Genomic DNA, 25738 nt, shown 5'->3' with positions numbered 1-25738 from the left:
GTTCAGGGGCTGACGTAGGACGGCACGTTCGCCGCGACCACATGCTGGTGGAAGGTGAACACCTGCGGGTCGTCGGGGTCGACCACGGCGCTCACCCAGTGGTTCTGACCGCTGCCGAAGGTCTGCAGCCGGGTGACGTTCTGGATCACCTGGTTCTTCGCGTCGGTGAGCGGCTTGTCGATCCGCAGGACGTGGCTGTCGCCGTTGACCAGCAGCACCTGCCCGGGGAAGCCGATGGCCAGCTGGGCCAGCTTGCGCTTGGTGTCGGCGAAGTGCGCGGTCGGTTCCTCGGTCCACATGTCGGCCTGGAGGGTGACGACGATCGCCTTCGAGCCCGCGCTTCTGGCCGCGCCGAAGGCCTGGTCCAGCCAGTCCAGGTTGGCGGCGTTACGCGCGGTGTACTCGGCGAGGTCGCCGTCGACCTGCTTGCCGGTCGCATCGAACTGCGGGGCGTTGTTGTCGCTGCCGGGGATGTTCAGGCCGGCGTAGGTCACCGCGCCGTACTGCCAGCGCACGTTCTCCGGGTAGCTCGCCGACTGGCGCGTGAGCCCGATCCTTCGCTGCCCGAGAGACTCGGGGGTGGCGGCGAACGTGCGGCGGACGAGGGCGAGCCGCTCGTTCGGGTCGTACGCTCCGTTGCTGGCCCGGTCGCAGTCGGTCCACTCGTTGTCCCCGGGGACGTACACCAGCGGGCGGCGGAAGGCGCCGAAGTTCTTCACCGCCAGGTCGTACAGCGGCTGGTCGCACCGCTCGCTGCCGTTCTTGATGTCGCCGTCGAACACGGTGAACGAGATTCGCCGGTCGGCGTTGATCTCGTCGATCACCCTGGGGAACTGCGCCCGCCCGCTGTCGCCGTACGGCATGTCGCCGATGAGCGCGATCTCGTACGTTCCGGCGCGGTCGCCGTGGGACTCCCCGTGGCCGTCCCGCTGCGGGGCGTCGCCCGCGTGGGCGGCCAGTGTCCCGCCGAACATCAACACCGCGCCTGCGGCGGCCACGACCAACGTTCTGCGCATCCTCGTCCTCCAACGTCACGGGGGCAGATCAACGCATCCCAGTCCTCCCACGTGGCACCTCGAAGACGTGTCGCCATATTTCCGGTTAATGGTCAGGGAATCTCCTGAATTTGCGCGTCCCAAAATTCGCCATATTTGCTATTAGTAGGATTTATAGCTTTTATGTGTTTTGGGAATTCTTGGGTGGTTCTACCGCTGGTTTTCCCGGGTGCGGTCCCGGGGAAGCCTCCCGTTACGGCCGGTCATGCCGGGGTGGCCGGGCGCCTGCCCCGTCTGACGAGCATGACGATGAACCCGAGCACGCACAGGGCGAGGGCGGAGGCGAGCGCCGTCTCCAGGGAGCTCCTCCCCGTCGAAACCGCCGCCGCCGTGCCGGCGTCGTGCGGGAACGTGATCGTCGCCTGGCCGGTGCGTCTGACCAGCCCGCTTCTGAGGCGCACGAGAGCCTTCCACGGCCCGTCGGGTACCTGGTCGCTGAGGGTGACGGTGACCGCCTCGATCTCGCCGGGGCCCAGGGTCGTGCCGAGTCTTGCCTCGAACGGCCCGGCGCTCATGCCGCCGGGACCGTCGGTCAGGCGCAGATCGCCGCTCAGGTCGAGGGCGCGGCCTCCCGTGTTGTGCACCTGGGCGAGGATCACCGGGTCGCCGCCCGCGGAGCGCTGGGCCGTCAGCGAGTCGATGCTGAAGTCCGTCGGCGGCCCGCCCCCTCTGCCGACCGACAGGTACATCCGGACGCCCGTCCGGTTGATCTCCCTGACGGTGCCCTTCGCCTCTCCGGCCGTTTCGGCCCAGATCACGGCGTACCGTTCCCCGGCGGGGACGTCGTCGGGCACGGAGACGGTCACGGTGGCCATGGACCGGGAGTGCGGCGCCAGGGTGAGGGCGTGCGGGACGATCGACGTCCAGGTCGTCAGGTCGTTGGCGGTACGGCCGTCGGCGAACCTGAACGCGCCGTGGCCGATCTCCGCCGCGGCCGGGTAGAGGCTGATCGGCATGGGGGCGCCGGAGGTGTTCGATACCTCGACTCGGCGGTGGATGACGATGCCGGGCGGGAGGTGGTCGACGATGTAGCGCCTGGCTCGGGGATCGGCCCGGCTGCTGATCGGCGCGTCGACCAGCCGGATGCCGAGGCTGCCCGGCGCGGGGCTGTCCTGGGTCGCGGGGCTGTCCTGGGCCGTCGCGGGGGCCTCCAGGAGGCCGCTGGCGGGGGCGAGTGCCCCGGCCAGCAGGACCGGGGCGATGAGACGACGGAGCACGGTTATCGCCGCATCCGGCTAGGCCACCGAATGGGTGATGGTGCCGGTGTAGGTGCCGGCGACGGCCGAGGCGGACAGGGCCACGCTGATCGTCGGGTTCCAGGTCGCGGTGTTGTTTCCCGTCCCAGCGGCGAGGGTGAAGGCGGTGCGCGAGGCGCCCAGGACACCGGCGGCTCCCGGCGTGAACACCCCGAGCCCGGTTGTGGCGGTGGCCAGTCCCGGGGAGTAGGTGATGCTTGAGGCGGCGATCGTCTCGGCGGCGCTGCCCCCTCCGGTGGTGAAGGCGGACGAGCTGGCGCTCGCGGTCCACGCCGCCACCAGCGCGGCGCGTGTGTCGGTGACCGTGACGGTGCCGAGCTGACCGGAGACGCTCGTCGCGCCCGAGGTCGCGCTGCCCAGGTTCGCGCTCGCGGGCGCGGTGATCGCCAGGGCGCCGCCGCTGATCGTGAAGGTGGTGATGGTGTCGACGGCGCCGGCCGGTGGTGCGAGAGCCGCGATGAGGGCGACGGCCGCGGCCGTTACGAACAGTGATCTACGCATAAGTGGTTCCAAGGACTCGGTGGCGCGGAGGACGCGGGAGGCGACCTCCCCGCCGGAAGTGGATCAAGCAGTTCAGAAGCTAACACGGTGTGTATTCGATCGATCTCTCTGTGTGGTCGCGGGGATGCAAAGATCTCGCCGACCGGTGGTTTCCGGCACGTAGCGGGCTCTCCGACCTCGCGTGCCCTGACCGGGGATCTCCGGCGGGCGGCCGGTTCCGGGGTGAAGGAGGCCGGGTCCGCCGGCGGCGGGGTCGTCCGGCAGGCCGTCCGGGCCCCGGGCTCACCGCGGGCGCAGGCCGTCGAAGACGATGGCCAGAGTGCGGTGCTGAAGGTCGGGGTCCCATCCCGCGTGCAGCGCGCCCTGACACGCGGCGGTGAGCAGGGCGAGCACCTCGTCGGGGCGGGCGTCCCCGCGAACCGCGCCGGCCTGCTGGGCGCGGGACAGGAGCCCCTCGATCCCCTCGTGCAGGAGCCGTACCGCGTCGGCGACCCGCACGTCGACGCCCGACTCGGTCAGGAGGCCGATGACGGTCTTCTTCCTGGCGGCCTGCTCGACCGTCTGTGAGACGAAGGTGAACAGCGCCGTCGCCGGGTCGCCGTCGCTCGCGAGCGCGTCGACCTCCTCGGAGAGCCGGGCCAGGAGGTCTTTCATGATGGCCCCCAGCAGGTCCTGCTTGGTGGGGAAGTGCTTGAAGACGGTGCCGATCGCCAGCCCCGCGCGGGCGGCGACCTCCTCGGTCGACGCCGAAGGCCCCTTCTCCGCGAAGACCTCCTCCGCGGCCGCGAGGATCCTGGCCCGGTTGCGGCGGGCGTCGGCGCGCAGTCCCCTGGTGGCGCCCTGGGGGTTCGCGCCGCCCTCGGGCGGCTTCGGTCCGGTCATTCCGCAGGTCCCTTCCGCCGTTGACAAAGTGAGCCTCGACTCACCATGCTGAAAGTGAGTTGAGACTCATCTTATCTGCCCGTCATGGAAGGAGATCCGCCATGTCCGGATCCACGGACGTTCCCGGCCCCCGCGAGCTCTTCGAGCGCATGCGGCGGCACTGGCTGGGCGTCGCCGACGTCACGGAGGCGGAGGGGGACCTCCTCACGGAGGACGTCGTGCTCGAGATGCCCTTCGCCGCCCCGGGCGGCCCTCGGCGCATCGAGGGACGCGAGGAGGTCCTGGCCTTCACCACCCCGCGCAGAGCGGCCCTCCCCGCGCGGCTCGACGAGATCCGGGAGCTGGTCGTCCACGAGACCGCCGACCCCGAGGTGATCGTCGTCGAGTACGAGATCACGGGGACGTCCACCGCCACCGGGCACCGCGCGGCCCTTCCCTTCATCGGGGTTCTCCGGGCGCGCGGAGGCAGGGTGGCGCACTGGCGCGAGTACCAGAACGTCGCGGGCATCGCGGAGGCCCTCTGGGGCCCGTCCGCCCTGTCGTCAGGCACGGGTGCCTGACGGGCCGGGGCGACGCGGCGTCTCGCGGGCCGTGCCGGAGGGGTCACGGCGGCCCGCGCGGTCAGCACACCCGGGTCAGGGCGGGCAGGATGTGGACCTCGGCACCCGGCGGCAGCGCGCAGTCAAGGCCGCCGAGTCCTCTGGCGTTCTCGCCGCAGACGAACATGCTGATGTGGCGCCGGACACGTCCGTAGTCGTCGCGGATCCGCCGTTCGAGCGACGGGTGCGTACGGCAGAGCGTGTCGAGGGCGGCGCCCAGCGTGGGATGACCGTCGTTGCGGTCGGCGACCGCGAAGACGCGGATCTCGACCATGTCGCCCGCCCAGCGCCCCAGGGCTGAGGGGAGTACGAACGTCACGAGCGTGACGGGCCTGGTCATCACTCTCCCTCCGGATGCGGCCTCATGCTGTCATGTCGCGACCTGTCCCGTCCCGCGCTCGGCGAATCGAGCGATGGATCGGATGGTTGGTCCCGAATGTCGATCAGTGTTCTCCATGGGAGAGATCCCAGTGAATGTCGGCGGGCGGCATGCCGTTCCGCTGGAGCCTGCGGACCGTCTCGTCGACCATGGCGGCCGGGCCGCAGATGTAGACCTCGTGGTTCGCCCACGAGTGGAAGCGCTCCACGACCTCGGGCACCCGCCCCCGGGCGCCGCCGTAACCGGGCTCGTCGGAGACCACGGGCACCACTTTCAGCCAGGGGGAGCGTGACTGCATTCTGACCAGGTCGGGCAGATCGTAGAGCTCGCGTGCGGTGCGTGCGCCGCACAGCAGGTGAACGCGGGGCCTGCCGCCCGACTCGATCACGTGCTCCACGATGGCCTTCAGCGGCGCGAGCCCGGTGCCCCCCGCGACGCACAGGATGTCGCGTCCCGAGGCGACCGGGGTCATCGTGCCGACCGGGGGGCCGAGCATCAGCGTGTCCCCGATCCTGGTGTGCTCGACCAGCGTGGTGGAGACCCAGCCGCCGGGGACCGCCCTGACGTGCAGGCGGACGGTGTTGTCCTCCCTCGGCGCGTTGGCGATGGAGAACGGGCGCCACACCCGGGGCCAGCGCGCGGTCTGCACGTTGACGTACTGGCCCGGCAGGTACGGCAGCCGCTCGCCGGGCCGCAGCGTGATCACCGCGATGTCCGGGGTGCGGAGCTCGTGGTCGATCACCTCCGCCAGCCACCAGGCGGGGGAGGCCCCGGAGTCGGAGTCGGCGGAACCGATCATGATGTTCGCGGCGGCGGTGTACGCGGCCAGCCACGCGGCCTCCATCTCGGCGGTCCACACCTCGGCGGCGAAGCGCCGTACCGTGGCCAGCAGCGCGTTGCCGACGGTGGTGTAGTGCTCGGCGAGCACTCCGTACTTGCGGTGGTCGCGGCCGAGCTGGCCGAGGAACGACGACAGGCTGTCCGGACTGTCGAGGCTCCACACGATCCTGGTCAGCGCGCTGAACAGGCGATCGCGCTGGACGTCCATCGCCGGAGGGAACATCGCCCGCAGGTGCGGGCTCTCGGCGAACAGGCGCCCGTAGAAGTACGCGGCGGCCTTGTCCGCGACGGGTTCGATGACGGCGAAGCTTTCCTTCACGAGACGCGGATTCAAAGACATGTACAGAACCCACCCTAATTGACCGGATCAAAAGTCCGATCACGCAGATCTACCTCCTGACGGCTCCGGGTGATGAGCGTTCTGCGGCCCCGGCGCACCAGAGCGCTCGAATTTGAGTCTTCCATCACCTTGTGGGGGTCACAATGGGTTCTCGGTAATATGGTGGGAATTCAAACTATCCGTAATGGCGGGGCTATTTTGAGTGACCAAGCCATGAGGGCGGATGGTAACAAGTGAATAAGAATCACATTTATCCGAAGTCTACGATTTACCCGTTCTATGGAACTTTGTCATGTTCCTCATCGGGGATCCGGTGCCCGGCCCTCCCCGTCCCGTGGCGGTGGGGGGCGCCAGGCGAGACGACACTGATACCACCAGATGCGTGACATGACCGAAATGGTGTGCGCCATGATAGGGGGGCTACTGGAGACGGGATGGGTGCCACCCGAAACGGGGACGCCGCCGTCCGCATGGCCCCCTTGGAGATCACATGCCCCGACCCTTGATCGGTATCACCGCCTACCTCGAGGCCGCCCGCTGGGGAAACTGGGTCCGCGAAGCCGTCCTGTCGCCCCCCTCGTACGCGCGCGCGGTCGAGAAGGCGGGCGGGATCCCCGTGCTGATCCCGCCCATGAACCTGGGCGGGATCGGCGACTACGTGCGGACCCTGTCCGGACTGATCCTCGCGGGCGGCTGCGAGCTCGACCCTGCCCTGTACGGCGCGGCCCGCGAGGAGCGGGTCGACGAGCCCCAGCCCCACCGTGACCGCTTCGAGCTCGCCCTGGCCCGCGCCGCCGTCCAGGAGGGCCTGCCGCTGCTCGCCGTCGCCAGGGGCATGCACGTCCTCAACGTCGCTCAGGGCGGCTCCCTCATCCCGTGGCTGCCCGATGAGGTCGGTCACGACCGCCACTCCGCCGCCGGCCGTACGCATCTCGTCCAGATCAGCGTGTCGAGCAGGCTGGGCAAGGCGGTCGGAGACCACATCGAGGTGACCGCGCCGCACCACCAGGCCGTCAAGCGGCTCGGCACCGGCCTGCTCGCCGTCGCATGGGCCGACGACCAGATCGTCGAGGGCGTCGAGCTTCAAGGGCATCCCTTCGGGGTCGGTGTCCAGTGGCACCCCGAGCGCGGCGACGGCAACCGGCTGGCCGAGGCGCTGGTCGAGGCGGCTGGGCGCTGACCGGCGCGGGCGCGGCCGGACGCCGGGGAAGCGGGAGAAGGAGACGGGTTATGGTGCCCTCATGCCACTGCATCCCCAGGCCGAGGCCTACCTGAAGCTGTTCCCGACGGACCTTGGGACCCCGCTCTCCTCGCTCACCCCCGAGACGATCGTCCGGATGCGGAGTGTGGACGGTTTCGCCGAGCAGCGGGGACCGAAGGCGCTGCTGCCGGTCGTCAGGGACGAGGTCGTGGCCGGGGTGCCGGTCCGGGTCTACCGGCCGCGGGAGGGCGACCGCCCTCTCCCCGTGATCGTCTACTTCCACGGCGGCGGCTGGGTGTTCGGCAGCGTCGGCCGCAACGACGCGCTCGGCCGTGACCTGGCCGCGCGCAACGAGGCGGTCGTGGTCTCCGTGGACTACCGGCTCGCCCCCGAGCATCCTTTCCCCGCGGCGGCCGACGACGCGACGGCCGTCGTCGAGGACGTCTTCGCCCGTCCCGGGGCCTATGGCGCCGACCCGGCGCGGATCGCCGTCTGCGGCGACAGCGCAGGGGGCAACCTTGCCGCGGTCGCGGCTTGGCGGGCCAGGGACGCCGGGCTGCGCCTGGTCCACCAGATGCTGATCTACCCGGTGCTCGACGTGGCGATGGACACCCCCAGCTACCGGGTGTGCGCGGCGGGGTTCGGGCTCGGCGCCGACGAGATGGCGTGGTTCGTTGAGCAGTACGGCGGAGACCCGGCCGACCCTGCGCTCGCGCCGGTCCGCCTCGCCGACAAGGCGGGGCTGCCCCCGGCCACGGTGATCACAGCAGAGTACGACCCGCTCCGCGACGAGGCCGAGGCGTACGCCGCCCAGCTCGCGGCGGCGGGCGTCCCCGTCGAGCTCAGGCGCTACGACGGCGCCATTCACGGCTTCTTCGGCTTGCCCGGCTTCTTCGACCAGGCGCAGGAGGCGCGCGGATATGCGGCGGGGAGGTTCGGCGAGGCCTTCCGGTGAGGTGACCGGTGGGCCGATGTGAGGCCGCGACCGGGTCAGAAGCTTCTGGGAAGCCCCAGAACCTGGGTTGCGAGGTAGTTGAGCAGGAGTTCCTCGGTGACCGGGGCGACCCGGCCGATGCGGGCGTCGGCCAGCAGCCTGGCGACCGGATACTCCAGCGAGCAGGCCATGCCGCCGTGGGTCTGGAAGGCGTGGTCGGCCGCCTCCCAGGCCGCCTGCGAGGCGGTCAGCTTGGCGATGTTGGCCTCCGTCCCACACGGCCGCCGGTTGTCGAACAGCCAGGCGGCCTTGTAGAGCATCAGCCTGGCCAGCTCGATCTTCGCCTTGACCTGGGCGAGCGGGAAGGCTATCGCCTGGTTGGCGCCGATCGGGCGGCCGAAGACCTCGCGTTCTCCGGCGTAGCGCACGGCTACCCTCAGGGCGACTTCGGCCGCGCCGAGGGCCGAGGCGGCCAGCAGGACGCGCTCCGGGTTGAGGATGTCCCACAGCACGAGCGCGCCCTGGTCCACCTCACCGACCACATTCGCAGACGGCACCCGCAGGTCGTCGATGAAGACCATGTTGGACGGCGTCGTGTTGGCGCCCATCTTCTGGATCGGCCGGAAGGAGAGCGTGCCCGCGGCGACCGCCTCGGGGACGTTCACCAGCAGGACCGTCATGCCGCTCGTGCGGGGCCTGGCCTCGGCGGCGGGAACGGTCCTGGTGACCAGCAGCATCCAGGTCGCGCGCTGTACCCCGGTGATCCAGATTTTCTGGCCGTTGACGACGAACCCGTCCCCGTCGCGGCGAGCGAAGGTGGAGATGCCCAGGGCGTTCGACCCGGCGTCCGGCTCGGTGAGGGCGAAGCAGGTCTCCAGCTCGCCGCGGGCCAGTCCCGGCAGCAGCTCCTCGCGCTGCCGCAGGTTGCCATGCCTGGCCAGAGTCAGCGCGCCGAAGCCCGGGGTGAGGACGTAGGTGAACGCCGACCCTCCGGCGGAGCCGGAGGCCGACAGGGTCTCGGTCGCGACGGCCAGCTCGAGCAATCCCTGACCGCCCCCGCCGTACTCCTCGGGAACAGCCAGGCCGAGCCAGCCACCCTCGGCCAGCTCAGCCCAGATCTCCTCGGGCCAGCGCTTGTCGGCCTCACAACGCTCCCAGTAGTCCAGGTCGTAGCGCGAGCAGATCCCGGCGACGCCGCGCTGGACGGCGAGCGCGCTCTCGGGAAGCGTGAAGTCCACCGTGATCAACTCCGTTCCGGTCGCGGCCGTCATCGTAGAACGAAGTTCGGTTCGATCTCCAGCCCCGGGGCGCCGCCGCGCCCACGCTCAGGCGCCCGGGCCGGTGGTGCCGAGGACGCGCGGCCTGCGTGCGTAGTAGACGAAGGCCGGTGGGAGGTTGCCCCAGACTGTCCTGCCGACGACGACCTCCTCGAAGGTGTCGTGCAGGCGCTGCCGGAAGCGCTGCGCGGGCCGCATGCGCTTGGCGAAGCTGTAGGCGAAGGTGGTGAAGGCCGAGTGGGGGCTCATGACCGCGACGACGGCGTCCAGCAGGCGCGTCTGCGTGTCCGCGGAGAACGCCGCCCAGGGCAGCCCGCTCACGATGACGTCCGCGTTGCCGAGGTCGCGCTCCCGCAGCAGCTCGGGCAGCCGCGCGGCGTCGTCGACCACGACGTCCACCTTCGGGTGCCGGGCCGACAGGAACGAGGCCAGGGCCGGGTTGATCTCGACGGCCAGGTGGTGCCCCCTGCCGTTCAGCCGCCGCTGGATCTCCGCGGTGAACGCTCCCGTGCCGGGACCGAGCTCGACGATCACGGGATCGCCCCGCTGGGGGACCGGGGTGGTCACCATCTCGGCGAGCCGCTGCGAGCTCGGCGCCACCGCCCCAACGGTTCCCGGGGAGCGTAGCCACTGCCCCAGAAAGAGCGTGGTGTCTTTGGTCATGTTGTGAAGGGTAGAGGCTGAACCGGGCGGCATGACCCCGTAATCCGGTTGATTTTCCTTCCGTCGGGAGGATGAGAGCCCAGCGGCATTGACCTACCTCAGGAGGAGGGGTGCGGGTGCCCGCGCACAGATTCTCATTCCGGTGCGCTTTTCTGAGCACGTCGAATCCGCCGCACGGCGGATCGACGGGTAACCCCTGAGGCTGACGACCCGGCGCGCCCGCGCGGCCACGATGTGTCCCTGAACAGTCAATGCTGGAAGGAAACATCTCATGCAGGAGGGCATCGTCCGGCCGGTTCCGGCGCCGGGACGCTCCGTCTCCGTGGGCCTGCTGTACGGCCTGCGCGTCCTGGTGACCGCCCAGGCGGTAGGCCTGATCGTCGCGGCGTCCTTCGCGGGCCAGGCCGTACGGGGCGGAGCCGGTCTGGCCGAAACCCACGTCATGGTCGGGATGGTGGTGCACCTGATCGCGCTGCTGCAGGTCGTCGCGGCCGTGCTGCTCTGGCGGCCGGGCAGGGGCGCGGGATGGCCCGCGCTGGCCAGTGCCGGCCTGCTCCTGATCGGCATGGGGCAGCACTTCACCTGGAACCTGCTCGGCACACACGTGCCCAGCGGGCTCACGCTGTTCGGGCTGACCGTGGCCGTGCTCGTCTGGGCCTGGTCGTCCCGCGCCGGGGTCCGCGGCTCCTGAGCGCGACACGGGGCGGCGCCCTGGTGGGGGCCGATCTCCCTCCTCACCCGGGGGGTGTCGTCCGTTCCAGGGAGACGCGCAAAGGCCCGGGGTGCACGGTGAGCGAGCCTCACCGTGCGCGCCGGGCCTTTGTCGTGCCGCCAGGGCCGTTCCCGCGCGAGGGCCGTTGACAGCGGCTGTTGCGAATAGTTGGATGCTATGTGGGTCAAGGAACATCCGTGGCCGGGTCCGTCGCCCGCCGTCCTTGGTCGCACGCTCGATGAAGAGCGAAGTGCTCAGTGCGCCAACTGCACAGTTCCGGCCCCCCTTTTCGATGAAGCGGTGACCCCCCGCTTTAGCGTCCCCAAATGGTTCAACTTTCAATCAAATGTCGACCTGTGGGTGCCGGTTCACCAGAGAACTACATCGCAACAGGAGAAACGTCATGCTGGAGAGACTGGAGAGAATCGGGCCCTACACCCTTCTTTTCATGCGGGTGGTCATCGGTGTCGTGTTCATCGCTCACGGGCTGCAGAAGGTCCTCGGCGAGGGGCTCGGCGCGGTCGCGACCGGGTTCACCCACCTTGGCATCCCCCTGCCCTCCCTGGCGGCCCCCGTCGTGGCCTTCAGCGAGGTCCTCGGCGGCGCCGCCCTCATTCTCGGCGCGGGGCTTCCCGTCGTGGGCGTCATCCTCGCCCTCGACATGATCGGCGCCTACTTCTTCGTTCACGCGGGCAAGGGTTTCTTCTCCCAGCAGGGAGGATTCGAGTACGTCCTCGTCCTGTTCGCCGTCTGCCTGGCCATCGGGTTCAGCGGTGGAGGGGCGCTGGCCCTCGACCGCCTCTGGCGGCGCGACCGCTCGCTGACCGCCGTCGGGGCCGCGCACTAAGCGGTTCCGCCCATCCTGAGGCCGGTCTCGCGCGGGGACGCTGACCGGCCGTGTTCTCCCGGGGGAGTGGAGAGGGCGCGACCCTCTCCGCTCCCTCCTCCGTTCGCCCGGCGTCCCTCACCGGCCCGCGCCGCCCGCGCTCCCGTCACCTGCGGATGTCGTGACCGGACGCAGTAGGGTCGGCATCAAGCACGGGAGGGGAGACATTCGGGTGAACCCGGAAGCATCTGGAGCCGAAGACCGCATCTTGACGGTCCCCAACGCGCTGAGCCTGGCCAGACTCCTCGGCGTTCCGGTCTTCCTGTGGCTGGTGCTGGGGCCGAAGGCCGACGGCTGGGCCATCGCGCTGCTGATGCTGGCGGGCTTCTCCGACTGGCTCGATGGCAAGATCGCCCGCGCCTGGAACCAGACCAGCAGGCTCGGCCGCCTCCTCGATCCGCTGGCCGACCGACTCTACATTCTGGCCACCCTGTTCGGCCTGGCCATGCGTGAGATCATCCCCTGGTGGCTGGCCCTGGCGATCCCGCTGAGGGACGTCATGCTGCTGGGCATCCCGCTCATCCTGCGCCGTCTCGGGTACGGCCCCGCCCTGCCCGTGCACTTCCTCGGCAAGGCCGCGACCGCCAACCTGCTCTACGCCTTCCCCCTCCTCTTCCTCGCCCACCACGACTCCTGGTACGCCGGGCCCGCCCGGATCGTCGGGTGGTCGCTCGCGATCTGGGGCACCGGCCTGTACTGGTGGTCAGGGGTTCTGTATTGGGTACAGGTGCGTCAGCTCATACGAGGAGCTGGACGCCTTAAGAGGTGATTTGTGAAGGCCGTCGTGATGGCGGGCGGGGAAGGAACACGGCTTCGGCCGATGACCGCGAACCAGCCCAAACCACTGCTACCTGTGATCAACCGGCCGATCATGGAGCACGTGCTGCGCCTGCTGAAGCGGCACGGGTTCACCGAGACCGTGGTGACCGTGCAGTTCCTGGCGGCACTGGTCCGCAACTACTTCGGCGACGGTGACGAGCTCGGCATGAGCCTGTACTACGCCACCGAGGACACCCCGCTCGGTACCGCGGGCAGCGTGAAGAACGCCGCCGACAAGCTCAGGGACGACCGTTTCCTGGTCATCTCCGGCGACGCGCTCACCGACATCGACCTCACCGACATGATCCGTTTCCATCGCGAGAACGGCGCGCTGGTCACCATCGGGCTGAAGCGCGTCCCCAATCCGCTGGAGTTCGGCATCGTCATCGTCGACGACCACGGCAGGGTCGAGCGCTTCCTGGAGAAGCCCACCTGGGGGCAGGTCTTCTCCGACACCGTCAACACGGGCATCTACGTGATGGAGCCGGAGGTCCTCGACGAGATCGCGGCGGGCGAGTCCGTCGACTGGTCCGCGGACGTCTTCCCCCGGCTGCTGGCGCAGGGCGCCCCGCTGTACGGCTACATTGCCGACGGCTACTGGGAGGACGTCGGCACCCACGAGAGCTACCTCAAGGCGCAGGCCGACGTGCTGTCGGCGCGGGTCAGGGTGGACACGGACGCCTTCGAGGTCTCACCGGGCGTCTGGGTGGCGGAGGGCGCCTCCGTCGATGCGGACGCCGTGCTCAAGGGCCCCCTCTACATCGGCGACTACGCCAAGGTCGAGGCAGGGGCCGAGTTGCGCGAGTACACCGTGCTGGGCAGCAACGTGGTGGTACGCGAGGGGGCCTTCCTGCACCGTGCCGTCATCCACGACAACGTCTATGTCGGGCCGAGCGCCCATCTGCGCGGCTGCGTCATTGGCAAGAACACCGATCTGATGACCGGGGTGAGGATCGAGGAGGGCGCCGTCGTCGGCGACGAGTGCATCATCGAGGCCGAGGCCTATGTCTCCTCCGGAGTCAAGGTCTACCCGTTCAAGACCATCGAGGCGGGCGCGGTCGTCAACACCAGCGTCATCTGGGAGCCGAGGGGCCAGCGCAACCTGTTCGGCCCGCGCGGGGTCTCCGGCCTCGTCAACGTGGAGATCACCCCTGAACTGTGCGTACGGCTCGCCAGCGCGTACGCGACCACCCTGAAGAAGGGCGCCTCGGTCATCACCTCGCGGGACTCCTCCCGTGCCGCCAGGGCGCTGAAGCGGGCCGTGATCAGCGCGCTGAACGCCAGCGCGATCAACGTACTCGACCTGGAGGCCGCCCCGCTGCCGGTCTCGCGCTTCCACACCGCCAGGGAGAGCGCCGTCGGCGGGATCGCACTGCGTACCACCCCGGGTGATCCGCAGAGCGTGGACATCGTCTTCATGGACGAGCACGGCGCCGACCTCTCCCAGGGGGCACAGCGGAAGCTGGAGCGGGTCTTCTCCCGCCAGGAGTTCCGCCGTGCCTTCCCCGGAGAGATCGCCGAGCTCAGCTTCCCCGCGAGGGCGGTTGAGGGCTACACCCACGAGTTGCTGCGCTGCGTGGACATCACCGGGGTCCGCGACGCCGACATGAAGGTCGTGGTCGACTGCGCGGGCGGCACCTCCTCGCTGGTCCTGCCCAGCCTCCTCGGCAGGGTCGGTGTCGAGGTGCTCACCGTCAACAACCGCCTGGACGACGCCTCGCCGACCGAGACCCTCGCCGAGCGCCGTCGGGCCCTGCAACGCCTCTCTGAGCTCGTCAGCTCCTCGCGGGCGGCCTTCGGCGTACGGTTCGACCCCGTGGGGGAGCGGGTCGCGCTCGTCGATGAGATGGGCCAGCTGATTAGCGAGGAACGCGCTCTGCTGGTGGTGCTCGACCTGGTCGCGGCCGAACGGCGCGGCGGCAGGGTCGCGCTGCCGGTCACCACGACCCGGGTGGCCGAGCAGGTCTCCCGCTTCCACGGGGTGCAGGTCGAGTGGACCTCGACCGCGCTCGACGCGCTGACCGCCTCGGCCAGGGGACATGGCATGATCTTCGCCGCCGACGGGCGCGGCGGCTTCGTGGTGCCCGAGTTCGGCCCGACCGTGGACGGCCTGGCGGTGTTCCTGCGCCTGCTCGGCCTGGTCGCCAGGACCCGCCTGTCGCTTAGCCAGATCGACGCCAGGATCCCCGAGGCCAAGCTGCTGCGCCGTACGGTCCCGACTCCGTGGGCGGCCAAGGGCGTGGTGATGCGCTCGGTCATCGAGGCCGCCGAGCTCTACCGCATAGACACCACGGACGGGGTGCGTGTCGTGGCGGATGACGGCAGCTGGGCGCTGGTGCTGCCGGACCCGGCCGAGGCCGTCACCCACCTGTGGGCCGAGGCCGGGGACGTCGACTCGGCGCAGAGCCTGCTGGAACACTGGGCCAGGGTCGTCGAGGACGCGGCGGCCAGCTGAGGGGCGGACCGGGGCGGGCCGCGTGATCCGCCGCCATGGCGGAGCGAGTGCGAAAACCCAGCGCGGCGGCATGGACCGGGGCGCCGCCCGACGGTAGCTTTGTCACCGACCGAACCCGCGGTCGAGCGTCGGACTTGATCTTTCTGTCTCCTCGGTGTATGTTGCGGCATTCGCAGTCTGAGCAAATACTTGAGAAGCGATGAAGCGAGGCGCGCATCACTGAGTACCGTTGCCGCGTCTTCGCGGTAGGAGGCCGAGCCGATCGATGCCGAGCGTCTACTGCACGCAGTGCGGTCATGCCAACCCTGAGGATGCCCGTTTCTGTTCACGATGCGGGTCGCCGCTGAGCAGGTCCGATACCCCGGGAGACAGCACTTCGACGATCTCCCTGTCCGGGATCGAGGCCTACGAGGCGGAGACTGGAGAGACGCTTCTCGCCGAACGGCAGGCCGTCGAGCAATTGCCCCCGGGCACCGCCCTGCTCGTCGCCATGCGTGGTCCGAACGCGGGTAGCCGTTTTCTGCTGGACAGCGACCTGACCACCGTGGGCCGCCATCCCGAGAGCGACATCTTCCTCGACGACATCACCGTCTCGCGCCGCCACGTCGAGTTCTACCGGCGCGGTGGCGGGGTGTTCACCGTTCGCGACGTCGGCAGCCTCAACGGCACCTACGTCAACCGCGAGCGTATCGAGGAGGTTCCGCTCTACGGCGGCGACGAGGTGCAGATCGGTAAGTTCCGGCTGGTCTTCCTCACCCGTGGCGCCGCTGGAGGATGATGAGCTCCCAGGCGGCTCGTTCGCACATGAGCATCGGGGAGGTGCTCACCCTCCTGCAGGGTGAGTTCCCCGACGTCAGCATCTCCAAGATCCGTTTCCTGGAGGGCGAGGGGCTGATCGAGCCGGAGCGCAGCCCTTCCGGCTACCGGAAGTTCAGCTACGCCGACGTCGAGCGGTTGCGCTACATCCTCAGCGAGCAGCGTGACCGCTACCTGCCGCTGCGTGTGATCAAGGATCGGCTCGAGGCGGCGGCCCGCGAGGAGCGCCCCGTCGCCCGTCCGCGCGCCATCCCCGACGAGGCGCCCCCCGAGGTCCGCCTCACCCGCGAGGAACTGCTCACCGCCGCCGAGCTCGACGAGGAGACCCTCGCCGAGCTCGAGGATTTCGGCCTGCTGGCCGCCGTCGCCCGTTACTACGACGCCGAGGCGCTGGCCGTGGCCCGCAGCGTCGGGGCTCTGGCCGCCTTCGGGCTGAGAGCGCGCCACCTGAGGGTCGTCAAGGCCGCGGCCGAGCGGGAGGCGGGCCTCGTCGAGCAGGCCGTCGCGCCGTTGCTGCGCCGCAGGGGACCCGGTGCGATCGACCGGGCGGATGAGACCGCCAGGGAGATTTCCGGTCTTCTACTGGAATTGCATGCTTCACTCCTGCGTTCCGCCGTGCGTGGGGTCTTGGGCCGGTGAGAACCTGACCAGGCACTCGTGCCCTCACGAGTGTTACGTTGAACAAACCGGTCGTAATCCAGCGAAGACGGAGCAGCCCGTGTTGCAGATGGAGGTCGTGGGCGTTCGGGTTGAGATGCCCTCAAACCAGCCTATTGTCCTGCTGAAGGAGGCACATGGGGAGCGTTACCTGCCGATCTGGATCGGCATGACAGAGGCGACGGCCATCGCCATGGCCCAGGCCGAAGAGCCGCCGCCCCGGCCACTCACCCATGACCTCTTCCGCGACGTGCTCGACGCGCTCGGCGTTCGGCTGAGCACCGTGAACATCGTCGCACTCCGTGACGGGATCTTCTTTGCCGATCTCGTTTTCTCCAACGGGGTCGAGGTGAGCGCCCGTCCCTCCGACTCCATAGCCCTGGCACTGCGTACGGGCGCCCGCATCTTCGCCAGTGAGGAGGTCGTCAGGGAGGCAGGGGTGATCATTCCCGATGACCAGGAGGACGAGGTGGAGAAGTTCAGGGAGTTCCTTGACACGATCACACCCGAGGACTTCGGTCGCGCAGGGTAGGAATTTCGGTGCATTTACGCTTCACGACGCGCCGAGTGGGGTCGTTGACTGATCTTGGTCCCGGTCCTACGGTGCAAGTGAAACCCGTGGCCGTGCGCAAACCCCCAGATCAGGCCACGGGATGAGAGAAAGCCGGAGGTCCGCGTGGCGGTCAGCAGCGGCGAGGGTAGAAACGCCGACCAGGATGACCCGGAACGACGCCAGTCGGCACGTCAGCGCGCGGGTGAAGAGGGTCTGCTGTTTGATGGGCAACCGGTGAAACTGCCCGCCGACATCGGATACCGCGGCCCCACGGCCTGTGCCGCGGCCGACATCACCTATCGGCAACTGGACTACTGGGCGCGCACCGGCCTGGTCGAGCCGACGGTGAGAGCCGCCCACGGGTCGGGTTCCCAGCGGCTGTACGGCTTCCGCGACATCCTGGTGCTCAAGGTCGTCAAGCGGCTGCTCGACACGGGCGTGTCCCTCCAGCAGATCCGCATCGCGGTCCAGCACCTGCGCGACCGCGGGGTCAACGACCTCGCCCAGATCACCCTCATGAGCGACGGGGTGAGCGTCTACGAGTGCACCTCGCCCGACGAGGTCATCGACCTGCTTCAGGGGGGTCAGGGTGTCTTCGGCATCGCGCTCGGCCGGGTCTGGCAGGAGGTGGAGGGCTCTCTAGCAGACCTTCCCGGAGAGCGTGCGGAGTCGGACCAGGGCCCTTTAGGCGATCACCACGCGGATGAGCTGGCCCGCCGTCGTAGGGCTCGCCGCACCGGGTAAGGTTGGTGTGCTGCTGACTCTGCGCGGGAGAGACCCCGACGCGATCGGGGCGCCGAAGGAGCAACCTCCCCGGAATCTCTCAGGCACCCGGTACCGCATGGACGAGGCGACTCTGGAAAGCAGGTGCGCTCGCCAGGCGCGCCTCACCGACGGTGAAAGCCTCCTGCGGCAGGGAGGTGAAACTCTCAGGTCGCGATGACAGAGGGGGAGATCCGGCATACGCCCGCGCCCAGCGCCGGTCTCCAACGCCTCGGGAGGCTTCCCATGACCGACCTGTCACCGCTCAGCGAGCTCACCCCTCCGCCGTTCGCCACCCGCCACATCGGGCCTGCCGACGCCGACCAGGCCCGCATGCTCGAGGCGGTCGGATTCGCCTCGACCGCCGACCTGGTCGCGGTGACCGTTCCCGAGGCCATCAGGGCGAAGGATCGGCTGAAACTGCCGCCCGCCGCGAGTGAGACCGAGGCCATCGCCGAACTGCGCGCCCTCGCCGGGCGCAATACCGTGCTCACCTCGATGATCGGCCTGGGGTATCACGACACGATCACTCCGGCCGTCATCCGCCGCAACCTCCTGGAGAACCCGGGCTGGTACACCGCCTACACCCCGTACCAGCCGGAGATCTCCCAGGGCCGCCTCGAGGCCCTGATCAACTTCCAGACGGTCGTCTCCGACCTGACCGCGCTCGACGTTGCCGGAGCCTCCCTGCTGGACGAGGCGACCGCGGCCGCCGAGGCGATGACGCTGGCCCGTAGGGCGGGCCGTACCTCGTCGAACGTGTTCGTGGTCGACGCGGACGCGCTGCCGCAGACCAAGGCCGTGCTGCGCACCAGGGCCGAGCCGCTCGGCATCGAGCTGGTCGAGAGCGATTTCACCGCGGAGCTCCCCGAGTGCTTCGGCGTGCTCGTGCAGTACCCGGGCGGCAGCGGCCGGATCAGGGACTTCCGCGCCGTCGCGGACGCCGCCCACGCGCGTGGCGCCCAGGTGATCGCCGCCGCTGACCTGCTCGCCCTCACCCTGCTCGCCGCCCCCGGCGAGGTCGGCGCCGACATCGCGATCGGCTCCTCGCAGCGCTTCGGCGTCCCGCTGGGCTTCGGCGGTCCGCACGCGGCCTACATGGCGGTCCGTGACGGCCTGCAGCGGCAGATGCCGGGCCGCCTGGTTGGCGTCTCCCAGGACGCCGACGGGCGCCCCGCCTACCGGCTCGCGTTGCAGACCCGCGAGCAGCACATTCGCAGGGAGAAGGCGACCAGCAACATCTGTACCGCGCAGGTGCTGCTCGCGGTGATCGCGGGCATGTACGCCGTCTACCACGGCCCAGAGGGCCTGCGCAGGATCGCCAGGCGCGTTCACCGGCACGCCGTCGTGCTCGCCGCGGGCCTGCGCCACGGCGGTGTCGAGGTCGTCCACGACGACTTCTTCGATACCGTGCTCGCCCGGGTGCCGGGCCGCGCGGCCCAGATCGTCGCCGTGGCCCGCGACAACGGGGTCAACCTGCGTCTGGTCGACGCCGACCACGTCGGCGTCACCTGCGACGAGAGGACCGAACTGCTCCACCTGGAGCTGGTCCTGGCCGCCTTCGAGGTCAGCGGCGCCGTCCTGACCGACCTGGACGCGGCCACCCACGACGCGCTGCCCGCCCACCTGGCGCGCGTCGGCGACTACCTCACCCACCCGGTGTTCCACAGCCACAGGTCCGAGACGGCCATGCTGCGCTATCTGCGCAGACTCCAGGACAAGGACATCGCGCTCGACCGGTCGATGATCCCGCTGGGCTCCTGCACCATGAAGCTCAACGCGACCACCGAGATGGAGCCGATCACCTGGCCCGAGTTCGCCGGGTTGCACCCTTACGCCCCCGAGGACCAGGCCGCCGGCTACGCGGAGCTGGTCGGGGAACTGGAAGGCTGGCTGGCCGAGGTCACCGGCTACGACGCCGTCTCCATTCAGCCGAACGCGGGCTCCCAGGGCGAGTTCGCCGGTCTGCTGGCGATCCGCGCCTACCACAAGGCGCGCGGCGACTCCGGCCGCGACGTCTGCCTGATCCCGTCGTCGGCGCACGGGACGAACGCCGCCAGTGCGGTCATGGCGGGCATGCGCGTCGCGGTGGTCGCCTGCGACGACAACGGCAACGTGGACCTCGACGACCTCAACGTCAAGATCGACAAGCATCGTGACCATCTCGCCGCGATCATGGTGACCTACCCGTCGACGCACGGCGTCTACGAGGAGACCATCACCCAGATCTGCGAGCGGGTGCACGAGGCGGGTGGCCAGGTCTACGTCGACGGCGCCAACCTCAACGCGCTGGTCGGTCTGGCCAAGCTGGGCGAGTTCGGGGCGGACGTGTCCCACCTGAACCTGCACAAGACCTTCTGCATTCCGCACGGTGGCGGCGGCCCCGGCGTCGGCCCTGTCGCGGTCCGCGCCCACCTTGCCGATTACCTGCCCGGCCACCCGCTGCGCGACGACTCGCCGGTCGGCCCCGTCTCGGCCGCACCGTACGGCTCCGCGGGCATCCTGCCCATCTCCTGGGCCTACATCAGGATGATGGGCGCCGACGGCCTCAAGGCGGCCACCGAACAGGCCATCCTGTCGGCCAACTACCTGGCCCGCAGGCTCGCCCCGCACTACCCCGTCCTCTACACCGGCCGTGGCGGCCTGGTCGCCCACGAGTGCATCATCGACCTGCGCCAGATCACCAGGGAGACCGGTGTGACCGTCGACGACGTGGCCAAGCGTCTGGTCGACTACGGCTTCCATGCGCCGACCATGTCCTTCCCCGTCGCGGGCACGCTGATGATCGAGCCGACCGAGAGCGAGGACCTGGCCGAGCTCGACCGGTTCTGCGAGGCGATGATCGCGATCAGGGGTGAGATCGAGAAGGTCGCCTCAGGGGCGTACGACAGGACGGACAACCCGCTGCGCAACGCCCCGCACACGGCCGCCTGCCTGGTCGCCGACGACTGGAAGCACGCGTACTCCCGCACCGAGGCGGCCTACCCGCTGCCGTCGGTGCGCGAGGGCAAGTACTGGTCGCCGGTCCGCCGCATCGACCAGGCGTACGGCGACCGCAACCTCGTGTGCTCCTGCCCGCCCCTTGAGGCCTACGAGGACTGATTCGCACCGTTAAGATCCACCTCGTATGTCGGGAGACGAACATGGCCCCGGGTCATTAGGCTCGGGGCGATTCCTTACCCGGAGGGACCCTGCATGCCAGAGGTGGACACGCGTCCGTTGGACACCGCGCGGAGGCTGGCCGAGGGCGGTGACCTGGCCGCAGCCGCGACGATCTTCGCGGAGCTCGCCGCCGACACCGCGGAGCCGGATCAGGCCCAGGCGGCGGTCGGGCTGGCGGTGGTGCTTGAGGAGCGCGGAGACGTGGCGGGTGCCAGGGCGGCGGCCCGCACCGCGCTGGCGACCGGGCACCCGGAGTACGCTGCGCAGGCCGCCTGCCTGCTCGCCAGGAGCTTCGAACGGGAGAACCTTCCCGACCAGGCCAGGGCCGCCTGGCAGGCCGCCCTGGGCACGGGGGACCCCGTCTGTGTCCCGCTGGCCCACATGGGCCTCGCCAGGCTTGCGACAGGCCTGGAGGAGGCGGAGAAGGCTCTGAGGGCCGCGCTGGCCACCGAGGAACCGGAGATCTCCTCCAGAGCGGCCCAGCGGCTGGCCGAGATCCTGCTCGACGAGGGGGAGGCGGCCGAGGCGGCGGGAGTGCTCATGGACGCCCTGTCCGTGCCCGACGTCGCCGAGGTGGCGAGGCTGCGGGTGCTCCTCGGCATCGCGCATCTCGAACTGGCCTGCGCCGAGCTCACCGGGGCGGTCGAGGAGGGCGGCGACGCCGAGACCGGCGCGCTCGCCATCGAGCTGCTGGCCCGCACGCTCCCGCTGAGAGGCCGCGACGAGGACGCAGAGCGGGTGTGGCGCTACGGCCTGGACAGCGCTGACGAGGATCTGGCCGAGGGCGTCAGGCTCCGGATCAACCGCGGCGGCTGACGCCCTCGCGACTGCGCCGTTCGTCGCCGGGGGATCCGCGGCCTTCGCGGATCCGTCGCCGGGTCGCTCAGTCGCGGCCGAACAGGCGGCCGATCGCGTGGGCGAAGTTGACCGCCACGATGCCGCCCCAGGCCAGGAGGACCCCCACGGTCCCGCTCTCGGTCGCGATGGCGGTCAGCGGGATGGCGAGGGCCATCGAGCCGAGCGCGAGCGGGAGGGCGCCGTTGCCGTTCTTGCGCGGTGGGGGAGGAGGCTGGTTGAGGTGCTGGGGGCGGTAGCCGGCACCCTGCATCTCGGCTCGCACGCGGGCGGCGATCGTCGCATCGAGGCGTTCGACGAACGACTCGATGAGCGCGCTCTCGTACTCCGGGCCGAGGTCACGCCGGGCCTCGATGGTGGCGCGCATGTCCTGTCGGATATCTTGATGATCCTGCACGTTGTGATTGTCCGCCCATCGCAGGTCTGTGGCATCGGCCGTTAGGACTAGATCTGTGTCCATCCGGAGTACCCCGTCGCCCTTCGAGATCACGACCACCCATGGCCAGGCCAGGGTGGAGATCGACGAGGCCGTCGATCCGCGTTTTCTCCTGGTGCTCACCCACGGTTCGGCCGGGGGAGTCGACGCTCCTGACCTGCTGGCCGTACGGGACGCGGTGACACCGATCGGCGGGGTGGTCGCCCGGGTGCTCCAGCCCTTCAGGATGCGGGGGGCCAGGGCTCCCGGCTCCCCGGTCAAACAGGACGAGGCCTGGACGGAGCTGGTGGCCGAGCTGCGCCGTCATCTGCCCGGGCTGCCGCTGGTGCAGGGAGGGCGGAGCAACGGAGCCCGCGTCGCCTGCCGTACGGCTTCGCGCACGGGGGCGGAGGCGGTCGTCGCGCTGGCCTTCCCCCTGCACCCTCCGGGTAAGCCGGACAGGTCCCGCGCGGGCGAGCTGCGCGGCGCGGGAGTCGACGTGCTGGTGGTCAGCGGGGGACGCGACCCGTTCGGGGTGCCCGAGGCGGCGGACGCCTCGCGCCTGGTGGTGCTGCCTGGTGAGGGGCACGATCTCAAGAAGGATCCCGCCAGGGTGGGCGAGGCGGTCGCGCTGTGGCTCGGCGTGAGGATGCGCCCTGCCACGGAGTGAATGATGATCAGGAGACGCCGGCCAGTGGCCGGTGCGGCTCGATGACGGCGCCGTCGGGCAGGAGCTCGCCGGTGTCCTCGAACAGCACCACACCGTTGCAGAGCAGGCTCCATCCCTGCTCGGGGTGTGCTGCCATCGTACGGGCGGCTTCGCGGTCCAGCGCCTCGGCGGACGGACAGGACGGCTGATGCGGGCACATCGGCGTGCCTCCGGATCTCTCTTGTCGGCTCGCTGGATCGACATCGGACAACCGGTGAGTACCGCGTCCCCGATGGGATTCCGTTCCCATCGTTCGACGGGCGACGAGCATCTGGTGTGGACATGTGGCTGTGCGCGCCTCGAACGGGGTGAGGCTCACACATCGAGCAGATCAAGTGTGGATCTGGATCGCATCCCGCGACATAGCCCGTTAGGACTGTTTACGAACTCTGCAGGGTGGTCCTTCAGGGCTCCTTCGGGGGTGTGACCTTTAGCACAGGATGCCTCATAAGCGGACATCTGGCCAAGGGGGACACGCCGTCTGTCGGGTAAAAAAGGATCGGCCGCGAGTTTCTTTGCCGTTCAGCCTGTGTTCAGGCCCGCCAGGAGGGCGCTAAGGCCGCGTTCGAAGTCGGCATCGGCCGCCGCGGAGCCTCCTCCCTTCGACGGAGGACGCCACGGTTCGTCGTCGTCTCCCGTGGGCTCGGCCCAGCCGGACTGCTGCACCTCGACCGCGACCGCGCCGAAGACGTAGGCCCGCAGCGCGCGCACCGCCTGGGCCGCGTCCGCGAGCCCCGCGTCGGAGAGTTGCTCGGTTTGCTCCATGACGGCGATCGCGGCGCGACCCTTCGGCGGCTTGGTGAGCGCCAGTGCCAGCACCCCGGGATGCTCTCTGAGGGCGGCCCGGCTCGCCCGGCACCAGGCCCGTGCGCTGTCCTGCCAGCTTCCCGCGGGTTCGGCGTGGACGGCGGTGACGTGTTCGGCGAGGGCGTCCATGAGGGCGTCCTTACCGCGCGGCAGATGGTGGTATATGGCCATCGCCTCCACCTGGAGCGCGTCGCCGAGACGCCGCATCGTCAGCCGTCGCAGCCCCTGGCTGTCGGCGATGTGCAGGGCGGCCTCGATGATGCGCTCCCTGGAGAGCGGGACGGGCGGTCGCTTGGCGGGCATGGGAAGATCCTGTCACCGGCGGCCTTACTGCGTAAAGGGCGCCGCGCCGGAGGAGTCGATCATCCGGGCGCATGGATCCCGCAGCCCGGAGATCCCTGAGTGGGTGATCCGGGGGTGGACGGCGTAGGCTACAGCCGTGATCTGCCGGGGTGTGCCCGGCGACGGGTGAGAGAGGGCAGACGATGGCGTTTTTCCGACCGAACGTGAGCCGGGAGGCGGAGGTTCGTCACCACGCTGACCAGGAGGTCGGGAAGAGCTTCCCCGAGCTTCTCGAGAAGGCGCGCGAGACCGAGGCTGCGCTGCGCGGAGCGCAGGCCGCCGCGGCTTCCCCCGAGGTCCTCAGGGCCGCAGGGCTGGCCTTCGACGCGGCGCTGACCGAAGCGCTGCGCGCGGCGGAGGCGGCTCAGCGGGCTACGTTCGGCCCCAAGGCCTACGACGACCGGATCCGCCGCCGCAAGGGCAAGGCGACCCCGAAGGGCGCCGAGTGGACCGCGGAGGTCGACCGGCTGCGCAGCCTCCGTGAGCAGAACCGCCTGACCGGCATCGCCCGCGTCCCGCGCCCCGCCGCCGTTCGCTCCGCGTAGGCGACAGGAGACAGCAGGCGGCCCCGGAACACCGGGGCCGCCTTTTTTCATGCCTTTTTTCATGCCTTTTTCATGTCTGCTTTCATGCCCGCGCCCGGCCTCGCCGTCGCTGTGATGCGGAGATGTCGCCTCCGGACCCGGTTATCTGGACACTGTGTCCGCTTGTCGCTATGATGGCTAAGTGGACGTCATGTCCGCTTGGCTGATTTCGATGATCGGAGACCCATGAGCCGCCTGCTCCACCTGGATGCCAGCGCCCGCCGCGAGTCCTTCTCTCGCACCCTGTCGGGGATCTACGCCACGACGTGGCGCGCCGCGAATCCCGAGGGCGAATACTCCTACCGGGACCTGGCCGCGAACCCCGTCCCGCACATCGGCCAGGCGTGGACCGAGCTGTGCGACCACGTCCTGGCCAACGGCATTACTGACATCGGCCGCTACGGCGAGGCGGTGCGCACGCCGGAGCAGGCCGAGGCCTGGGCGATCGTGGAGCCGCTGTTGGACGAGTTGGTGGCCGCCGACGTCGTGCTGATCGGCACGCCGATGTACAACTACTCCATCCCTTCCGCGCTGAAGGCCTGGATCGACCAGGTGACCTTCCCCAGGATGAAGCTGACGGGCAGGACGTTCGTTGTCGCGGGCGCCAGGGGCGGGTCCTACGGCCCCGGCACGCCGAGGGAGCCCTTCGATCACGAGGAACGCTACCTGCGTGACTTCTTCCTCGGGCACTTCGCCGTCGAGGACGTCACGTTCGTCCACACTGAGCTGGTCAACGCGCTGATCGATCCCGCACTCGCCGCCTTGCGGACCAAGCACGAGGAGTCGCACGCCGCCGCGCGGGAGCTCGCCGGGAAGCTGGCCGCCCGATGAACTGGCTCCTGCTCGTCGTGGCCGGGCTGGTGGAGATCGCCTGGTCGCAGAGCATCAAGCCGACCGAGGGGTTCACCCGGCCCGTGCCCACGGTGATTTGCTTCGTGCTGGGGTCCCTCGCGGTGTGGCTGCTGTCGAAGGCCATGCAACAGGGCCTCCCCGTCGGCACCGCCTACGCCGTCTTCACGGGCATCGGCGCCGTCGGCGCCATCACCCTCGGAGTGGTGCTGCACGGGGACCCGGTCGGGATCGGCCGTATCGCAGCGCTCGCGCTGATCGTCGGCGGGATCGTACTGGCCAGGGTCCTTGCTTGACCCGCCCGGACCGGACGAGAGGTGAGGCCGGTTTCCCGGGGGCTCGCGGGGTGCGGGGGCGCACGCGGGAACGAGGGACGGGAAAGCGGAAGGGGCGGCGGGAGGTTGTGGTGCGGGGGGTTGCACGCGGGC

28 protein-coding genes and 1 riboswitch are annotated in these 25738 nt (G+C 69.8%); of the genes, 17 read left to right on the top strand and 11 right to left on the bottom strand.

Translation table 11 applies throughout. The features are described from left to right. Positions 1-2 precede the first annotated feature (2 nt). From AB0395_RS08345 to AB0395_RS08330, 4 genes are all read right to left on the bottom strand, one after another. Complete coding sequence (locus AB0395_RS08345; RefSeq protein WP_366278242.1) at positions 3-1016, bottom strand: hypothetical protein; 1014 nt, start codon at positions 1014-1016, stop codon at positions 3-5. 242 nt (positions 1017-1258) lie between these two features. Next, positions 1259-2272 carry a peptidase gene (locus AB0395_RS08340; protein WP_366278241.1) on the bottom strand — a complete coding sequence of 338 codons (1014 nt, stop codon included), beginning with the start codon at positions 2270-2272 and terminating at the stop codon, positions 1259-1261. Positions 2273-2290: 18 nt separating this feature from the next. Next, complete coding sequence (locus AB0395_RS08335; RefSeq protein WP_366278239.1) at positions 2291-2812, bottom strand: hypothetical protein; 522 nt, start codon at positions 2810-2812, stop codon at positions 2291-2293. A gap of 282 nt (positions 2813-3094) precedes the next feature. Next, the gene (locus tag AB0395_RS08330; RefSeq protein WP_366278237.1) at positions 3095-3694 is read right to left on the bottom strand and encodes a TetR/AcrR family transcriptional regulator; all 600 of its coding nucleotides are present in this window, start codon (positions 3692-3694) and stop codon (positions 3095-3097) included. Between the two features lie 101 nt (positions 3695-3795). Here AB0395_RS08330 and AB0395_RS08325 point away from each other — a divergent pair, with 101 nt between their 5' ends. Next, positions 3796-4254: a nuclear transport factor 2 family protein gene (locus AB0395_RS08325; RefSeq protein ID WP_366278236.1), complete on the top strand. Its 459-nt coding sequence runs from the start codon at positions 3796-3798 to the stop codon at positions 4252-4254. A 61-nt stretch (positions 4255-4315) separates the two neighbouring features. Here the strand turns inward: AB0395_RS08325 and AB0395_RS08320 are convergent, their stop codons facing one another. Further along, positions 4316-4633 carry a molybdopterin synthase sulfur carrier subunit gene (locus AB0395_RS08320; RefSeq protein WP_366278234.1) on the bottom strand — a complete coding sequence of 106 codons (318 nt, stop codon included), beginning with the start codon at positions 4631-4633 and terminating at the stop codon, positions 4316-4318. Positions 4634-4736: 103 nt separating this feature from the next. Continuing rightward, the gene (locus AB0395_RS08315; protein WP_366278232.1) at positions 4737-5852 is read right to left on the bottom strand and encodes a globin domain-containing protein; all 1116 of its coding nucleotides are present in this window, start codon (positions 5850-5852) and stop codon (positions 4737-4739) included. Positions 5853-6342: 490 nt separating this feature from the next. Here AB0395_RS08315 and AB0395_RS08310 point away from each other — a divergent pair, with 490 nt between their 5' ends. Next, on the top strand, positions 6343-7032 hold the full coding sequence (locus AB0395_RS08310; protein ID WP_366278231.1) for a gamma-glutamyl-gamma-aminobutyrate hydrolase family protein: 690 nt from the start codon (positions 6343-6345) through the stop codon (positions 7030-7032). A 61-nt stretch (positions 7033-7093) separates the two neighbouring features. Then, complete coding sequence (locus AB0395_RS08305) at positions 7094-8008, top strand: alpha/beta hydrolase (protein ID WP_366278230.1); 915 nt, start codon at positions 7094-7096, stop codon at positions 8006-8008. A 35-nt stretch (positions 8009-8043) separates the two neighbouring features. On the opposite strand, the gene AB0395_RS08300 is transcribed toward AB0395_RS08305, so the two are convergent. Then, complete coding sequence (locus AB0395_RS08300) at positions 8044-9258, bottom strand: acyl-CoA dehydrogenase family protein (RefSeq protein ID WP_366278228.1); 1215 nt, start codon at positions 9256-9258, stop codon at positions 8044-8046. 54 nt (positions 9259-9312) lie between these two features. Next, a complete protein-coding gene (locus AB0395_RS08295) occupies positions 9313-9927 on the bottom strand; it encodes a methyltransferase domain-containing protein (RefSeq protein WP_366278226.1) in 615 nt (204 codons plus the stop codon). Positions 9928-10198: 271 nt separating this feature from the next. On the opposite strand from AB0395_RS08295, the gene AB0395_RS08290 reads away from it, so the two are divergent. The 10 genes from AB0395_RS08290 to AB0395_RS08245 all read left to right on the top strand — a co-directional run bounded on the left by AB0395_RS08290 (position 10199) and on the right by AB0395_RS08245 (position 21565). Then, on the top strand, positions 10199-10618 hold the full coding sequence (locus tag AB0395_RS08290; protein ID WP_366278224.1) for a hypothetical protein: 420 nt from the start codon (positions 10199-10201) through the stop codon (positions 10616-10618). A gap of 424 nt (positions 10619-11042) precedes the next feature. Continuing rightward, complete coding sequence (locus AB0395_RS08285; protein WP_366278223.1) at positions 11043-11486, top strand: DoxX family protein; 444 nt, start codon at positions 11043-11045, stop codon at positions 11484-11486. Between the two features lie 247 nt (positions 11487-11733). After that, positions 11734-12294 carry a CDP-alcohol phosphatidyltransferase family protein gene (locus AB0395_RS08280; RefSeq protein WP_366278221.1) on the top strand — a complete coding sequence of 187 codons (561 nt, stop codon included), beginning with the start codon at positions 11734-11736 and terminating at the stop codon, positions 12292-12294. Positions 12295-12297: 3 nt separating this feature from the next. Continuing rightward, positions 12298-14799 carry a mannose-1-phosphate guanyltransferase gene (locus AB0395_RS08275; RefSeq protein WP_366278220.1) on the top strand — a complete coding sequence of 834 codons (2502 nt, stop codon included), beginning with the start codon at positions 12298-12300 and terminating at the stop codon, positions 14797-14799. Positions 14800-15064: 265 nt separating this feature from the next. Then, positions 15065-15577 carry an FHA domain-containing protein gene (locus tag AB0395_RS08270; protein WP_366278219.1) on the top strand — a complete coding sequence of 171 codons (513 nt, stop codon included), beginning with the start codon at positions 15065-15067 and terminating at the stop codon, positions 15575-15577. Positions 15578-15603: 26 nt separating this feature from the next. Further along, positions 15604-16254, top strand: a complete 651-nt coding sequence (locus AB0395_RS08265) for a MerR family transcriptional regulator (protein ID WP_366278218.1) — start codon at positions 15604-15606, stop codon at positions 16252-16254. Between the two features lie 79 nt (positions 16255-16333). Continuing rightward, positions 16334-16804, top strand: a complete 471-nt coding sequence (locus tag AB0395_RS08260; protein ID WP_366278217.1) for a bifunctional nuclease family protein — start codon at positions 16334-16336, stop codon at positions 16802-16804. 144 nt (positions 16805-16948) lie between these two features. Then, complete coding sequence (locus AB0395_RS08255; RefSeq protein WP_366278216.1) at positions 16949-17569, top strand: MerR family transcriptional regulator; 621 nt, start codon at positions 16949-16951, stop codon at positions 17567-17569. 14 nt (positions 17570-17583) lie between these two features. Next, positions 17584-17675, top strand: a riboswitch (glycine riboswitch). 158 nt (positions 17676-17833) lie between these two features. After that, a complete protein-coding gene (gene gcvP / locus AB0395_RS08250; protein WP_366278215.1) occupies positions 17834-20689 on the top strand; it encodes an aminomethyl-transferring glycine dehydrogenase in 2856 nt (951 codons plus the stop codon). Positions 20690-20782: 93 nt separating this feature from the next. Continuing rightward, on the top strand, positions 20783-21565 hold the full coding sequence (locus AB0395_RS08245; protein ID WP_366278213.1) for a hypothetical protein: 783 nt from the start codon (positions 20783-20785) through the stop codon (positions 21563-21565). A gap of 67 nt (positions 21566-21632) precedes the next feature. Here the strand turns inward: AB0395_RS08245 and AB0395_RS08240 are convergent, their stop codons facing one another. Beyond that, on the bottom strand, positions 21633-21971 hold the full coding sequence (locus AB0395_RS08240) for a hypothetical protein (protein WP_366278212.1): 339 nt from the start codon (positions 21969-21971) through the stop codon (positions 21633-21635). A gap of 145 nt (positions 21972-22116) precedes the next feature. On the opposite strand from AB0395_RS08240, the gene AB0395_RS08235 reads away from it, so the two are divergent. Continuing rightward, positions 22117-22689 (top strand): alpha/beta family hydrolase, encoded by a 573-nt coding sequence (locus AB0395_RS08235; RefSeq protein ID WP_366278390.1) that lies wholly within the window; start codon positions 22117-22119, stop codon positions 22687-22689. Positions 22690-22696: 7 nt separating this feature from the next. Here the strand turns inward: AB0395_RS08235 and AB0395_RS08230 are convergent, their stop codons facing one another. Further along, entirely contained in the window at positions 22697-22888 is a 192-nt protein-coding gene (locus tag AB0395_RS08230) for a DUF5999 family protein (RefSeq protein ID WP_271217515.1), read from the bottom strand. 362 nt (positions 22889-23250) lie between these two features. Next, the gene (locus tag AB0395_RS08225; RefSeq protein ID WP_366278211.1) at positions 23251-23838 is read right to left on the bottom strand and encodes a TetR/AcrR family transcriptional regulator C-terminal domain-containing protein; all 588 of its coding nucleotides are present in this window, start codon (positions 23836-23838) and stop codon (positions 23251-23253) included. A gap of 182 nt (positions 23839-24020) precedes the next feature. Between AB0395_RS08225 and AB0395_RS08220 the strand changes: the two genes are divergently transcribed. The 3 genes from AB0395_RS08220 (at position 24021) to AB0395_RS08210 (ending at position 25606) form a co-directional block, all read left to right on the top strand. Further along, positions 24021-24422 carry a hypothetical protein gene (locus AB0395_RS08220; RefSeq protein WP_366278210.1) on the top strand — a complete coding sequence of 134 codons (402 nt, stop codon included), beginning with the start codon at positions 24021-24023 and terminating at the stop codon, positions 24420-24422. A gap of 225 nt (positions 24423-24647) precedes the next feature. After that, a complete protein-coding gene (locus AB0395_RS08215) occupies positions 24648-25292 on the top strand; it encodes an NAD(P)H-dependent oxidoreductase (protein ID WP_366278209.1) in 645 nt (214 codons plus the stop codon). Further along, positions 25289-25606, top strand: coding sequence for a multidrug efflux SMR transporter (locus AB0395_RS08210; RefSeq protein ID WP_366278207.1), 318 nt, complete (start codon positions 25289-25291; stop codon positions 25604-25606). The genes AB0395_RS08215 and AB0395_RS08210 overlap by 4 nt, the downstream gene beginning before the upstream one ends. The last annotated feature ends 132 nt before the right edge of the window (positions 25607-25738 follow it).

The organism is Streptosporangium sp. NPDC051023 (assembly GCF_040689595.1).
In the GTDB taxonomy this organism is placed as follows: Bacteria; Actinomycetota; Actinomycetes; order Streptosporangiales; family Streptosporangiaceae; genus Streptosporangium.
This window is presented reverse-complemented; position numbering and strand designations above follow the sequence as displayed.